Origin of the sequence: Viridibacillus soli, from assembly GCF_016612995.1 — a bacterium.
Lineage (GTDB): Bacteria > Bacillota > Bacilli > Bacillales_A > Planococcaceae > Viridibacillus > Viridibacillus soli.
Map to the genome: position 1 here is coordinate 151890 of NZ_JAEOAH010000003.1, position 14697 is coordinate 166586.

The window sequence follows — 14697 nt, forward strand, 5'->3', positions numbered from 1 at the left end:
AATTATGATACTAGTCATTCATTGTCTAATATCTCTATCAATTCCTCTTACATTGGGGAAATCACAATAACATATAGGATGCACTTAAAATGACTACAAATAATAACACCAAAATCTGTATGCCAAATGCAACGTTCGATTTTTTACTTTTCCTCTTTATCTGTTGTATGTGGCTATTTGAAGGGATCAATTCCACTTTATATTGTTCATCCAACATTTCTTTTCTACTGTTTTTCTTTTCTTTTTCACTTAATAAATTAAACCAGTTAATAAACTTTTTATAATCACTAATCACTTTTTTTGCTTCATCAAACATTTTAATTTGTCCAAAATGAATCCACATCACTCGCTCACAGAACGCTTCTATTTGGGACAATGAATGACTGACAAAAATAATCGTTTTGCCTTGGCTTTTAAATACATTGATCTTATCAAGACATTTTTTGTAGAACGTTTGATCTCCAACAGATAATGCTTCATCTACAATTAATATATCAGGATTCGTATGAATAGATATTGCAAAACCTAAACGGGATTTCATACCACTAGAATAATTTTTCACAGGTTGGTTAATAAAATTCCCTATGTCGGCAAACTCTATGATATCTGATTTTATTTGATCGATTTCAGCATTATTTAAACCATGCATTAAACATTTCAACTTAATGTTTTCTAAACCTGTTAATGAATTATTTAATCCAACAGAAATAGCAATTAATGATGTTTCTCCCTTAATTTCTATCATTCCTGAACTTGGAGGAATTACTTGTGCTAGAAGATTTGAAAGAGTAGATTTGCCAGATCCATTTAGTCCAATAAGACCAATGGCTTCTCCTTCATTCACTTCAAAACTGATATTTCTTAGTGCAAAAAACTGATCTCTATCTTTTTTTAGAGAAATAATATCAAATAACTTTTCAGATTGCTTTCTATATAGACTGAAACTTTTCGATACATTCATAAATCGAATTTTCGGATTCATTTCTTTTCCTCCGATTATAGGTAGTCAACGAATTTATCACGGAATTTTATATGCAAAAATGAACCAATTGTAAGTACTAAGATGGTTATACTCCAAAAATAAATAGTATACGGAAGGTCTTCGAAAAACCAATGTCCTCCTAACAGAGAATGCCTAAATCCTTCGATAATATAAAATAATGGATTTAATTTCAAAATGCCGACAAATAGTTCAGGGAAATTTTGAACATTCCAGACAATTGGTAAGAAAAACATCATTAATCGAACAATTGACTGTACCATAATCTGAATATCTCGAATGATCGTTGTGAGTGTTGATAACAACAATGTTAATGCAAAGAGAAAGAAATATAAGCAAAATAAATAATATAGTATTTGTACTAAATAAATACCTGAGAAAATACCATATATTAAAGCTATAACAAATGAAATGATAATCATGGGAATTAAAGAGATTGAATTTCCCACGATTATAATGGTAGGCAATACACTTACCGGGAAGTGCATTTTAGATACTAAATTTACTTTTGCATAAATACTATTTGAACCTTGCGTAATAGTACGACTGATATATAGCCAAGGTACGAGGCCAATAATTAACCATAGAAAAAATGGGGTTCCCTCAACAGGAGAACCCTTTCTTATTCCTAGACCAAAAATGAGCCAATAAACGCCTATTTGAATAAATGGGTTTAATATTTGCCATAAAGCACCTAAGTAGTGCATTGCGTATTTTCCTTTTTCTTCATATATACTCAATCGAAATATCAAATTTAAATGTAGGAATTGTTCTTTCAAAACTTGCCAAACAAAGTTCATACAGCAGTAGCTTCCTTTTTAGTATATTTATAAAGATTGCCATAGTTAATATATTCAACATCATTCGGAACATTTTTCACTACATTTTTTGTATCAAAAATTCTTTTATTTGACATGGAGATAAAATCAGCAGCTCCAAACTCCTTAAACTCATGATGATCCGATAATACGACGATGAGGTCTGAACCTTTCACTGCTTGTTCCAAATCTTGAATAACCCAGTCTAATTTAATATGTGGATCGTATGCACGTATCTCATATTCACTTTGTGCGTGTAATTGTTCAAAAATTTCGATTGCTGGACTCTCACGAATATCATCAATATTTCCTTTGTATGTTAGACCAAAAACAGTTACCACTTTTCCATCGACATTTTTCATTAATTTATTGATATTTTCTACTACAATTTGCGGCATAGAGGTATTAATCGTACGAGATAAATTTATTAATTGTGCAATTTCTGGCGCTTTCGCAACGATAAAATATGGGTCAACAGCTAAACAGTGTCCGCCTACGCCTGGCCCTGGTGTGTGTAAATTGACACGTGGGTGTTTATTGGCCATTTCGATAACTTCTAGTGCATTAATTTCTAACTCATTACATATATTTGCCAATTCATTAGCAAGTGCTATATTGACATCTCTAAATGTATTTTCCATAAGCTTAGACATTTCAGCTGTTTTAGCATCTGTTTTTATAATTTCTCCTTTTACGAAAGTGTTATATACGATGGCCCCTGCTTCTGCACATGCAGGAGTAATTCCACCTACAATACGATTATTGAATACTAACTCATGAAGTATTTGACCAGGTAATACTCTTTCTGGACAGTGAACAAGGAAAATGTCCTTTCCAACGACAAAGCCGGCTTCTTCTACTAATGGTTTGATGACATCATCCATACTACGAGGAGCAATGGTAGATTCAACAATCATAATATTACCTTGCTCTACATATGGTAATACCGATTTTACTGCACTAATCACATAGGTTAAATTACAAGATTTAAATTGATCATTATTATTAGGTGTTGGTACAGAAATAATAAATGCATCTGCCTTTTCAGGTGTAATTGATGCTCTAAAAGTACCCATTGAAATGACTTCGTCTAACGCTTCTTGTAATCTTGGCTCTTGAATATGGATTTTCCCGTTATTCAATGAATCTATTACTTCCTTCTTAACATCTACTCCTACTACTTCTACATTGTGTTTTGCGAACATGATAGATGTTGGTAAGCCAATATAACCTAGACCGATCGTGCATAATCTCATCATTATTTTCCTCCAATATTCAACGTAGTAATTTTAATTAGGTATTCGATGTATCATTTTGACATTGAAATTGCTCGATTTAAACGAATCGATTAGACTAACGTTTCTTCTTTGCCGAGAGGATTATGTCCTTATTTCGTATTCACTTCCTTTCAAAATGATTCTTCGCATTTTAGTTAATGCTAGAAAAATACTTTATAATTTGTTTATATTTCCCTTTCTCATATAGAGCAGAAAATTTTTCTACCTCCATAGATTTTTTCAATACTGAATCTTGATATAATGCGTAAATCTTATAGAGAGTATCAATTGCTTCTTTTTGATCTTCGTGATTGATTTTTTTAATTCTAACGAGATACCAATTTCTAAAGTAGAAGTTAAACCTTTTCTCCATATACAAATCTAACATGTCGTTTTTGATCAAAAACGACAGTCTTTCTTTTTCTAATGTATAATATTTATCAAAAAACTTTTTAGTAACCGTATTCGTTACAGATCCTGACACAGCTGCGTAATAAATATGGATATCTCTATCAACTACAGCTCCTTTACTCGAATTCAACAGTAATTCTTGGAAAAATAACGTATCTTGTCCACCTGCATTTTCAACCATTTTCAAGTTGTTGCTTATTATGATTTCCCTTTTTACTACTAATGCCTGTATGCTTTGTGTCCTCAAGTTAGTATCCATTAATAATTGTTTTGGATGATTTATAATATTACTATGGCATGCATCCATTACCGTTTTATAATATTTAAAATTACTAATTTTCGTATTATCCAGTTTAATCATGTTACCAATTGCTATATCTAGTTCTTTATTACTTTGTAATACATTTAATAATTGGGCATACCCATCATTAACGGCTTCATTGTCTGGATCTAAATAAGTTACAAATTTGGTAGTAGCAAGTTCCACTCCCCTATTTCTTGACCTTGAAGCACTTCCACTTCCACCCTCAGGAAAGAAATTAGAAATGACATTAGGATGTTCCCTTGCTATTCTATTAATAGCTACGAGAGTCTCTTTGTCTGAAGAACCATCATCTATCATGATGATTTCCATCTTTTCGAAAATGCTACTTCTTTTGAGACTATTAAAGCATTTGTTTAACAAATATTGCCCATTATTATAAACTGGGATTATGACAGATAATTCATAAGCACAATTATTCTCTTTCAGTACTTGATTATTAGATGCTGTATTTAATTCAAAGTGATCAATACAATAGCCATTTGCTCTCTTATGATTTTGTTTCATATTTAGCAATTCATTTGCATGAAAAGAAGCAGCCCAGAAGACAGTTTTATATTTATCTTTCATTTCATTTATATAATTATGTTCTATGCCTTCAATAAGCTCGCTACCATTATAGTAACTACTCTTCGAAATATAGTCAGAATCTGTATATTTAAACCCATTTACCATATCCTCTAGATAATATTCTTGATACTTATATTTTGATTTAAAAAAGGCAATGCAATCATACTGTGTTTTTATTTGTTCATTTAAATCTGCCTCGCCTATTAAATGCTTCTCGGTATATGTTTGATTTTCAAAACCCCTTAATACATCTGCATTCATAATATCTGCCACAACCAGTACTTTTTTCGAATGTAGCTGCCTACTAAACCCTATACAAGCTAATAAATCATCAAATCTTTCAAACGTAGTGTGCGAAGACATGGTATTTCGAATGCCTATTACTTGGTGTTTATATACCTCTTCACAAGTAAATCCGTTCATAATATCTTTAATCTCGTTCTTTTCATTCACTAGAAATACGTTCGGAAACTTATCATTCACCCCTACACTATAATTAGATATAATAATATTTCCAATTGCTTGTAGTTCATAAATCCTGTTCGCAAACATTGTCTCACTATATTTTATAGAATTTAAATTGATAGCCCAATTGTATAATTTATGAACTTTTTGAAGATATTGATGTTCGATAGCAGGTGAAATATATTGTACGTACTTCGTTGGAAAAAAGTAGTTTAGCTTATTTAAATGAAAATTCCGATCAATTATCTTCAATTTTCTCTTTGCTTGAATTACGCCATCAAATATTTCTATTGTTTCCTTTTGTCTTTCAGGATATTTCGTTAACCAAGATCCAGCAAAGAGAACATCGTCACTTTTTTGAATATTTTTTATACCAATTGGATTATGATAAAGTGGATTTACACCAAACTCTAATACAAAGATTCTGTCATGATGACAATCTTTTTTATAACTTTCAATTTTTTCTTTTGCTGTAGTAAATACATACTCACATTTTTTTGCTAATCCTATGAATTCCTCATAATTAACAGGATCCTCCTTAGAGTAAAACACCGTTTTAACTTTATTCTTTTTAAAGAAATGTATAATCTTATATGCTTCTTTTCTCTTATTGGAAGAAGGATTTCCTAAACCAACCCATGTTTTATCCAATCCCTTCCAAGTACTTACAACTAATAAGATATCTAATTGATTTTTATAATCTTTATAGTTGGTTAATGTAATTGGATAAAAGTTAGCTACATCTTTGTAGGATTGATATAAAAATTCATCAGCTATGATACCGACATTTATTTTAAATCTTTGGTAATACCGACTTCCATTACTATCAGGTATCTTTTGGAGTAAAGGTTTTACTCGATTGAAATACTCTAAATCGGCTACTTCTTCTCTATACTTTAAATATTCCTCTTTATTCATATTATTTGATGCGTCTACCATATCTTCGAATAAAATAAATGATTCATTTAAGATACTCCTGGGTAATCCACCATTCTCTAATAAATAATCAATTTCATATTTTTCTTTTTTAATGGCATTTTCAATCATTTCTTTTCTTGATTTTAAATGGTTGATTTGCTCATCCAGATTAGCTATTTTCATATTTGTTGCCTCGCTTAATTCTTTTTAAAAATTTCCAATAAGCATATGTTAATTTACCAAGTTTCGAATGACTAATTGCATAATATTGCGACGATAATTGTTTGTACGATGTTAACAGCTTTTCTTCATTTTCGTACATTCTTAACAGCTCTTCAAAAACGCTTATTTTAGACTGCTTTTCGCATATTAATTGTTTTTTTAGTTGATCCAATTCTTCAGATGTGTCATTTGTTTTCAACTCCAAAGTTAACACTCCTAGTATTTAATTAGACATGGTAGGTTCAATTGTTTCTAAATCACTTAAAATACTTTTTGTATAAACATTCATGAACATTTCCTTTTCTCTTTCCCAGTTAAATATCACACTTGCTTTTAAACTATTATCACTTAATTGATTGCGTAATTTTCTATCCTCTAATAATCTGTTCACAGCATCAGCAATTGCTTTAGGGTCATGAGAATCTATACAGATTCCCGTATTTTCTCCTTCGACTACTCTTTTAATTTCAGGAAAATCGCAAGCGACAACCGGCACCTCTGCCATCATATATTCAAATAATTTATTTGATGAAGCTGAGTAATGATTAAAGTTTGTGTTGTTTAACACTTGAAATCCTAGATAAGCATTTCTTGTATATCTTGGTAATTCACTAAGTGGTACTTTCGGAATAAACCTTACTTTCTCCTGAAAATCCATTTCCTTAACCATTTTCACCAAGTCGGGTTTAATTCTGCCATCACCAATTAGTACAAGCGTCCCTTCCTTAAATTTTGGAACCGCATGTATTAATTGCTCCAATCCTCTTCCTGCTTGAATACCCCCTTGGTAAAGAAGTATCTTTTCATCTGTAGGTAAATGAAGCATTTCATGAAGATTTACTTTTTCATTTGAAATAACGCTCTCCAGAAACGGATAATTATGCACTACATTTGGATAAAAGCCATATAAATCTTCATTATATTTAGCTCTTGTATGGTTTTCTACTATCATAGAATCAATTCTTTTAATGAAGAAACGCTCCATCTTGCCATAAATTGGACTATCGTAACCTGTTCTGCTTGTTTGGACTTCATGAGAATCATAGATAAGTGGTTTCCTTTTTAATCTCCATTTTGAGCATATATAACCTTGGGGTAATGTATTTAAATCATTCGAATGATACAGATCATATTTTTTCTTTCTGCCCTTTATGATCATTCGTGTTATTATACTGCCTCTAACAAACACTGTTTTTGCCTTTGTCTTTAGAATGAGCAGTCCCATTATTGTTAATGGTAGAATTACTACAGGAAAATAATAGGCTAAAAACAACCAAATTATAAAAGAAATTCCCCCTGCTATTTTATAATCCAAACAATATCTGTAGGACGTTTGAATTATTGAAAATAAAACAGGGTATCTCCTAACCCTATATATATTAAAATTTTCATTTCTTTTCTCTACATATTTCATCTCTTCATCATTTGGATCATGAATACAAATAAGGTCTACTTTATACCCTTCCTCTGATAAAGCAGTGCATTCCCTTAGCACTCTCGCATCATTTGTGAAATTATTCCAAACAAACATACATACGTTTTTACTCATAATGTTATATCCCTATCTACTTTGTTATTTAATGGTGCTGCTTCTGCGAATCGAAAATCTTCTTCAAATAAACTTGTTAATTTTTTAATATTTTTTTCCCATAGAAAATGATCTCTTATTAAATTAGAACTGTTATTTGCCGTTTCTTCTCTTAATTTAGGATTATTTTTTAACATCAAAATATATTCTACTATTTCATCTGCATCTCGATTTTCAGAAACGAAGCCTGTTTTATTTTTTTCAATAAGTTGTCTTGAATAACCTGAAACAGCAGCCACAACAGGCAGTCCAGATGACATATAGTCAATTAATTTACCAGGTAAAACAGTATCAAATACATCCTTATTATTTAAAGCAAGTACACCCACATCATGTCTTGCATTTAACTTTAAACACTCATTTCTTGTAGTAGGATTCTTAATCGTTACATTTTGCAAATTGTTTTCTTTTATAAAACTCAAAAGTTCATTTTTCTTTTGTCCATAACCCACTATAGTGATCCTAATATGATTTTTGGCCAAGTTATGAACTAATTTTTTAAGGAAATTTACATCCTGAGCAAGTCCGATATTACCCGTGTAAATGACTCTAAACTGTTCATGATTTTTATTTACCGGATTTAATTCATATTCTCTTGCAGCATTCGGAATAAATATGATTTTGTTGCTATCTACTTTTGCCTTTTTTACTATATAATCCAGGAAGCCAACACTATTAATGACGATATGGTTTGCTTTTCTATATAAATAAACCTCTAATATGGAAAAAAACTTAATAATAAAATTATTATTGAATACTCCTACACCTTTTAATGATTCTGGCCAAAGATCTCTAATGTCTAAAACGAATTTTGCTTTATACCTAAATTTTGCTATGACGCCAACAAAAGCGGTAAAGATAGCCGGTGATGTAACGAATACAGCATCATATTTTTGTTTATCAAATAGAACATAAAATAACATTTTCAACGAAATTTCAATATAATAGATCAGTCTGTTTAACATACTAAAAGCATATTTCCTATTTTTAACATGAACCCTGTGGATATTGCTACTATTATTTAACGAACTATTATCCCAAAATTTTCTATCTTCATATAGGTGTTTGTTAGGATAGGATGGTTCTGTTGTCAAGACAGAAACCTCGTAACCTTCCATCTGTAATAATTGAAAAATATTATTTATTCTATTTGCATGGCTACCAATTTCAGGATGGAAATTTTGTGTTAGGATCAATATTTTAGGTTTTGACATTTAGAGCATCCTCCTAAATAAAATAGCTTTACTGAAAAAAATATGAATGTTGTTTTTTCACCTCAAGGCATTAAGAATAGTATTATTTTTCAAAATATTTGGCAACGAGTTTATTCTAGCATAACACTTTACATAATTTGTTAATGTAATGATTCTTTATCATTAACGTTATGTAAATTATGTAAATTTTCTTGCAATAAATAGGTTTCTTATATTGTAAATTGATGTTATAACGTATAATGTTTTCACAGCGAAGGAAATATTAGTACTATTTTCAGGAGGGCATCCAAATTGATTTTGACAAAAGCGAAGGATTTTACAAATTAGTAACGGAGGCTTGAAATGGCAGGAGAACAAAGCGGAAAATACCATAAAAAGGGAAACAAATGGAGATGGTTTGTCGGCATTGTAGTCGTACTTGTACTTAGCATTAGTGGCTTTGCTTATAGTATGTACCATAGCTTCACTGCTAATATAAAAGAGACATATGTCGCTATTGATCGTGCTAAATCAGAACAGCGTACAGAGCAAGTAGATTTTGATAGAAAAGACCCGTTTTCGATTTTATTACTAGGTGTTGACAATCGTGAAGATGATAGTGTTGGTCGATCGGATACAATCATCGTCTTAACAGTGAACCCAAATACAAGAGATACTAAAATGCTCAGTATCCCACGCGATACATACACAGCCATTGTAGGAAATAATACGAATGATAAGTTAAACCATGCCTATGCTTTTGGTGGCATTACAATGTCCATGGATTCTGTTGAAGATTTATTGAATATTCCAATCGACTACGTGGTTGAAATCAATATGGATGGCTTCGCTAATATGATTGATGCTGTTGATGGGATTACGGTCGAAAATACTCGGGCTTTTGAGCAAAATGGTTATAATTTCTCTGTAGGTACGATTACTTTAGAAGGTAAAGGCGCACTTGCCTATGTTCGTAACCGTCACAATGACCCTGAAGGGGATTTTGGTCGTCAAAATCGTCAAAGACAATTGATTTCGGGAATATTAAAAAAAGCTGTATCTGTTAATAGTCTATTAAATTATGAGGATATTTTTAATTCTCTAGGGGAAAACGTACAGACCAACTTAACATTTTCCGAAATGATAGATCTTCAAAAAAATTATAAAGACTCTATCACCAATATTGATCAATTACACTTTGATAAAGGTGCTGGCGAAATTATTGATGCGGTTTGGTATTATAAGATGGATGAGGTTGAGTTGAAAAAAGTTTCTAGTTCATTACGTGATCATCTGGAATTATCATAGTATAGGAGCTGACTATAAGCCGTGATTTTGGCTTATAATCGGCTTTTTTTAGGAGATAAAAACCCCTCTGGCTTTTAACTGAACCAGAGGGGGATTAATTATTATTTAACATGTTACTTACTGTTTACTAACTTCTATTGGCAATGAATTTTCTGTTTTCTTATTAAACTGACGAGTAAATAGACAATAGGAGTAGTCGATATTGATGCAAAAAAAAATAAAGATATATTGAGTTACCCAGAGATCCTCACAGGCCGTCCAAAATAGCCGGTAGCATATACAAGAACTACCCTCTCTCACCAATATATAGGTGTTAGCACTACATGGCGTGCAGTGTTTCGCATTATAATACTTGCTTGCAGCCCTTGCTCTACTCTTCAGCTGAGCTCGGGATATGCTTCAGTTCCATTTGTATACCATTCCACTGAATATCCTTCTTTGCTTTTTAGCATATGTTCTAACATCTTACCTAAACGATGGTCGTCTTCCGCTAATAGAATTTTCATGAGTGCCCTCCCATTCATAGATTCGTATATTTCAAAGTAAAATATAAAACGTCTATGCTGTCTCAATTTTAAAAACAACAATTCTTTTATTTAAGAACAGGCGTGTTCATTAACCAATTTTAACCGTTACTATTAAAGTGGTAGGTTGATTTCCGCTACGGGATGCTCGCTTTCTGTGGGTAAGAAACCTCCGCTACAATCAACTAAAAATGTAGTAACATACGTAAATATTGAACATAAAAAAACATTTCAACGGTAAATAACAACCTAATATTTCCCTAATCAATACACCAGATTTAAGAAATACATAATGTTCTTGATTTTATTTTCATTATAACTTAAAATACATTTCCCATTTGTACACCAAAATATCAGATCCATCTCTACGTATGCTCTTTCTAAATTTTGCCCAGGAATCCCCTTGATTTTTTGTTATTTTTCTAAAAATCCTATTAGCATTTCTAATGGAATACATTAAAAACCCTTAAATAATTACTAAAAGCCGATTTTCTATTTATCTAGATTATCGGCATTAGTTTTTTATATAATTTTTAGAAACCTCCCTTACTTATATAGCTAAGGGAGGTTTAAATATGTAACAATAAATCTCTAACAAAGCAAAATATTATAATTTTTAGAAGGTCGTATCTGAATGTCATATACAAAAATTCAATTTTAAAAAAACATTCTAATACCGCAACAAGAAATTCGAGCAAAAACAATTGAAAATGGTTTATCTTCTATGAATACCTTTGTTTCTACATCCAGAGAATTAACTATATGACTAGTCTTTGTTTAGACCTAGCGCTTCCGCTGTTGCAGTATGAACTTCTTGTAGAAGCTCTGGGTTTTCCACTAGTGACATGCCATAAGAAGGAATCATTTCTTTTAATTTTGGTTCCCACTCTTTTGCATGTTCCGGGAAGCATTTTCCGATTACTTCAAGCATAACATGAACGGCTGTAGAAGCACCTGGAGAAGCACCTAGCAATGCAGCGATTGAGCCATCAGCAGCATTTACAACTTCCGTACCAAATTGAAGCGTTCCTTTACCACCCGCTTCAGTATCTTTAATAACTTGTACACGTTGGCCAGCAACTACAATATCCCAATCATCGCTCTTAGCGTTCGGGATAAACTCACGTAACTCTTCCATACGCTGTTCTTTCGATAACATAAGTTGTTGGATCAAATATTTTGTCAATCCCATCTCTTTAACACCTGCCGCCAATAACGTTGTGATATTATGCGGTTTTACAGAAGCGATTAAATCCATATTAGAACCTGTTTTTAAGAACTTAGGTGAGAAGCCTGCAAACGGTCCAAATAGTAGCGATTTTTTATTATCGATAAATCTTGTGTCAAGATGAGGAACAGACATTGGAGGAGCACCAACCGCAGCTTTGCCGTATACTTTTGCATGATGTTGCTCTACGATCTCTTGATTTTTACATACCATGAATAATCCGCTAATCGGGAATCCACCAATGTGTTTCCCTTCAGGTATACCTGTTTTTTGTAGTAACTCAAGGCTTCCTCCACCAGCTCCAAGGAAGACGAATTTTGCAGTATGGTATTCCATTTTAATGCCATCGGTATCGTGCACTTTTACTTCCCATAAGCCGTCTTTAGTACGTTTAATGCCTTCGACACTATGATTGTAGTTGATATCGACGTTTTGTGTTTTTAACTGGTCAAATAACATACGCGTTAAAGCACCAAAGTTGACGTCTGTGCCAGTGTCCATTTTTGTTGCCGCGATAGCTTCATTCGTAGGACGGTCTTGCATAATAAGCGGAATCCATTCCATTAGCTTTTCTGGATTATCGGAAAATTCCATTCCTTTGAACAGCGGATTGTTTGACATCGTTTCAAAACGTTTTTTCAAATACTCTACATTTTTTTCGCCTTGTACTAAACTCATATGAGGCAATGGCATGATAAAGTCCTGAGGATTACGTATCAGATTGTTGTTTACAAGATAAGACCAAAACTGCATTGAAAGCTGAAACTGTTCATTTACTTTTATAGCTTTGCTAATATCTATGGATCCATCCGTTTTTTCGGAAGTGTAGTTAAGCTCGCACAGTGCCGCATGCCCTGTTCCCGCATTATTCCATTCGTTTGAGCTTTCCTCTCCTGCGTCTGCAAGTTTCTCAAACACTGTAATGTTCCAGTCTGGTGCCAATTCTTTGAGCATTGTCCCCAAAGTCGCACTCATGATTCCGGCACCAATTAAGATAACATCTGTTTTATTTTGTCTGTTACTCATTCTTACCATCCTTCTACCTTAAGATTTGCAAAAAGGATATAGGCCGTTCTTGCTTAGACATCACAGCAAGCCAAGACGAAACCTAGGAACATACCTTTTCAATATTAATTATACTCCTCTATAGGCCCAAAATCGACTCAAATCCACATGATTTTTCAACATCCCCAAATTACATCAAACTAAATTTGGCCGTTATTTATGGTAAGGCTCACCACTTTTAATTATAAAGTAAAATATTTCCAAATAATTTTATTTAATCGATAGCAATTTCCCCTACAATCTGGACCGATTGCTAAACAGGAAACAATCCTGCATATCAACATAGGATTTTTGATCAACCCTTTATAAATTATCATTCTTAATCTAAAGTTCATATATAAATAGTTCATCTTTTTATAACCGGAATAATTTTTTTCAAAACGGTGCAACTTTATTAAAAAAGGTTAAACTTTATTTCAAAGCCACAGTTCCGTTGGGATTGGTGCATTATTTACATTATACAAGGAGCACAATAAAAGAGAATCCATTGGAGGATTCTCTTAAGAAAAAATTTATACGTTAAGATTGGATAATCTCAACTTTCTTGCCTCTCTTCATAAGGTACACGATGCCCTTTTTGAAGCATGGGAATACTCAATCCAAATGTCATTTGTAAGTGTGGGTAATCTTTGAAATTTCTCCAATCTCCACCCCATTCAAAACCAAGTTCCTTAGCTAGTTCAGCTACTTCAAACCAATCGGATTCTCCATTATTATTACCATCAAATTGGACATCCCATTCTATAGCGCCATTAGCATTTTTTATGGCATAATCAAAGGCTAATCCATAATTATGATAAGATTCTCCACCTTTTGAATAAGTGACGATATTTCCTTCAGTAGATCTACCTTGTTCGTACAACTCATCCTGTTTTTCAAATGATCTAATACCTGCTGTAATCATGACATCTATATTTTTTTCTGCTGCTTTTTCTAATAGAATATTTTTATTTCCCTCCACAATCGGATGCAGTTCCGTTGGGATTGGAGCATCATCCCCTAAGTAAAGATATTTGTCTTCTTTCATGTGGTTATAGGCAAAAAATAAAATAACAACAAAAAGAAGAATAATGATCCACGCTATTAAATGATAATCAACGATGCTTTTCAAGTTTAACTGTTCTCCTTTAAAAACGATTCATCTATAGTATGAATCATTCATTTTTCCTCATACATTTTAATTGAATATGAAACAAACAGGTTCTTAGTTAGTAATCATAAAAATACATATTCTATGTAGACTAAAAAATCCCCTTATGTCTATAAAGACGTAAGAGGAAAAGCTTGTTTCAAAGTAGATGCATGATGGTTTGGTAGGCAAGATACACGCTACAAATTGTTAATACAGTAGCGACTACATTTTCCACCTTACTACCTGTGCGTGTTGTAAGTGGCAAGCGCACTGTGATTTTAAGTGGAAACAATAACTTAATGCCATTTTTTGTAGCCATATCCAGCACATAATGGCTGACCATTCCTATTAATACACCTGCTGTTATGGATTCATTCGAAATATATGTATTCATGACAATGGCCATAAGGAATAAAAACAGCAAACTATGGGTGAACGATCGATGACCAAATACCTTATTGACGATTTTGGATGTGATACGAAACGTCCGTCCAATTTTACTGCCACCGTGGCAAATATCCGGAAGCAATGCCCCTGCAATACTAGAGCCAACCAGTACTATTGGATCGTAATTTGAAACTTGTGCAAAAGCAAGACCTGCTGCAATGCCACCTATGATGTGAGTATTTCCTGTCATGCTTTCATTCTCCTTAATT

12 protein-coding genes are annotated in these 14697 nt (G+C 32.5%); 1 reads left to right on the forward strand and 11 read right to left on the reverse strand.

What is annotated here, in order from left to right:
• Nucleotides 1–61: 61 nt before the first annotated feature.
• The 7 genes from JFL43_RS02610 to JFL43_RS02640 all read right to left on the reverse strand — a co-directional run bounded on the left by JFL43_RS02610 (nt 62) and on the right by JFL43_RS02640 (nt 8805).
• Nucleotides 62–982, reverse strand: a complete 921-nt coding sequence (locus tag JFL43_RS02610; protein ID WP_200747802.1) for an ABC transporter ATP-binding protein — start codon at nt 980–982, stop codon at nt 62–64.
• A gap of 14 nt (nt 983–996) precedes the next feature.
• The gene (locus JFL43_RS02615) at nt 997–1800 is read right to left on the reverse strand and encodes an ABC transporter permease (protein ID WP_200747803.1); all 804 of its coding nucleotides are present in this window, start codon (nt 1798–1800) and stop codon (nt 997–999) included.
• On the reverse strand, nt 1797–3074 hold the full coding sequence (locus JFL43_RS02620) for a nucleotide sugar dehydrogenase (protein ID WP_200747990.1): 1278 nt from the start codon (nt 3072–3074) through the stop codon (nt 1797–1799). Before JFL43_RS02620 ends, JFL43_RS02615 begins: the two co-directional genes overlap by 4 nt.
• 172 nt (nt 3075–3246) lie before the next feature.
• Nucleotides 3247–5964 carry a glycosyltransferase gene (locus JFL43_RS02625; protein ID WP_200747804.1) on the reverse strand — a complete coding sequence of 906 codons (2718 nt, stop codon included), beginning with the start codon at nt 5962–5964 and terminating at the stop codon, nt 3247–3249.
• Complete coding sequence (locus JFL43_RS02630; RefSeq protein WP_200747805.1) at nt 5951–6208, reverse strand: hypothetical protein; 258 nt, start codon at nt 6206–6208, stop codon at nt 5951–5953. Before JFL43_RS02630 ends, JFL43_RS02625 begins: the two co-directional genes overlap by 14 nt.
• An 18-nt stretch (nt 6209–6226) precedes the next feature.
• Nucleotides 6227–7552 carry a glycosyltransferase family 4 protein gene (locus tag JFL43_RS02635; protein ID WP_200747806.1) on the reverse strand — a complete coding sequence of 442 codons (1326 nt, stop codon included), beginning with the start codon at nt 7550–7552 and terminating at the stop codon, nt 6227–6229.
• Nucleotides 7549–8805, reverse strand: a complete 1257-nt coding sequence (locus JFL43_RS02640) for a glycosyltransferase family 4 protein (protein WP_200747807.1) — start codon at nt 8803–8805, stop codon at nt 7549–7551. The genes JFL43_RS02635 and JFL43_RS02640 overlap by 4 nt, the downstream gene beginning before the upstream one ends.
• A 342-nt stretch (nt 8806–9147) precedes the next feature.
• On the opposite strand from JFL43_RS02640, the gene JFL43_RS02645 reads away from it, so the two are divergent.
• Nucleotides 9148–10092: an LCP family glycopolymer transferase gene (locus JFL43_RS02645; protein ID WP_200747808.1), complete on the forward strand. Its 945-nt coding sequence runs from the start codon at nt 9148–9150 to the stop codon at nt 10090–10092.
• A 377-nt stretch (nt 10093–10469) separates the two neighbouring features.
• On the opposite strand, the gene JFL43_RS22955 is transcribed toward JFL43_RS02645, so the two are convergent.
• The 4 genes from JFL43_RS22955 to JFL43_RS02665 form a co-directional block, all read right to left on the reverse strand.
• Nucleotides 10470–10598, reverse strand: a complete 129-nt coding sequence (locus tag JFL43_RS22955; protein ID WP_200747809.1) for a response regulator transcription factor — start codon at nt 10596–10598, stop codon at nt 10470–10472.
• A gap of 784 nt (nt 10599–11382) precedes the next feature.
• Nucleotides 11383–12870: a malate dehydrogenase (quinone) gene (gene mqo / locus JFL43_RS02655; protein ID WP_200747810.1), complete on the reverse strand. Its 1488-nt coding sequence runs from the start codon at nt 12868–12870 to the stop codon at nt 11383–11385.
• Nucleotides 12871–13444: 574 nt separating this feature from the next.
• A complete protein-coding gene (locus JFL43_RS02660) occupies nt 13445–13936 on the reverse strand; it encodes a M15 family metallopeptidase (protein WP_200747991.1) in 492 nt (163 codons plus the stop codon).
• A gap of 262 nt (nt 13937–14198) precedes the next feature.
• Nucleotides 14199–14678, reverse strand: coding sequence for a metal-dependent hydrolase (locus JFL43_RS02665; RefSeq protein ID WP_200747811.1), 480 nt, complete (start codon nt 14676–14678; stop codon nt 14199–14201).
• Between the last annotated feature and the right edge of the window lie 19 nt (nt 14679–14697).

What these genes read in the sequence shown, in the direction of transcription:
- JFL43_RS02610 (WP_200747802.1), bottom strand. Translation starts at nt 982, where the DNA reads ATGAATCCGAAAATTCGATTTATGAATGTATCGAAAAGTTTCAGTCTA.
- JFL43_RS02615 (WP_200747803.1), bottom strand. Translation starts at nt 1,800, where the DNA reads ATGAACTTTGTTTGGCAAGTTTTGAAAGAACAATTCCTACATTTAAAT.
- JFL43_RS02620 (WP_200747990.1), bottom strand. Translation starts at nt 3,074, where the DNA reads ATGAGATTATGCACGATCGGTCTAGGTTATATTGGCTTACCAACATCT.
- JFL43_RS02625 (WP_200747804.1), bottom strand. Translation starts at nt 5,964, where the DNA reads ATGAAAATAGCTAATCTGGATGAGCAAATCAACCATTTAAAATCAAGA.
- JFL43_RS02635 (WP_200747806.1), bottom strand. Translation starts at nt 7,552, where the DNA reads ATGAGTAAAAACGTATGTATGTTTGTTTGGAATAATTTCACAAATGAT.
- JFL43_RS02640 (WP_200747807.1), bottom strand. Translation starts at nt 8,805, where the DNA reads ATGTCAAAACCTAAAATATTGATCCTAACACAAAATTTCCATCCTGAA.
- JFL43_RS02645 (WP_200747808.1), top strand. Translation starts at nt 9,148, where the DNA reads ATGGCAGGAGAACAAAGCGGAAAATACCATAAAAAGGGAAACAAATGG.
- JFL43_RS22955 (WP_200747809.1), bottom strand. Translation starts at nt 10,598, where the DNA reads ATGAAAATTCTATTAGCGGAAGACGACCATCGTTTAGGTAAGATGTTA.
- mqo (WP_200747810.1), bottom strand. Translation starts at nt 12,870, where the DNA reads ATGAGTAACAGACAAAATAAAACAGATGTTATCTTAATTGGTGCCGGA.
- JFL43_RS02660 (WP_200747991.1), bottom strand. Translation starts at nt 13,936, where the DNA reads ATGAAAGAAGACAAATATCTTTACTTAGGGGATGATGCTCCAATCCCA.
- JFL43_RS02665 (WP_200747811.1), bottom strand. Translation starts at nt 14,678, where the DNA reads ATGACAGGAAATACTCACATCATAGGTGGCATTGCAGCAGGTCTTGCT.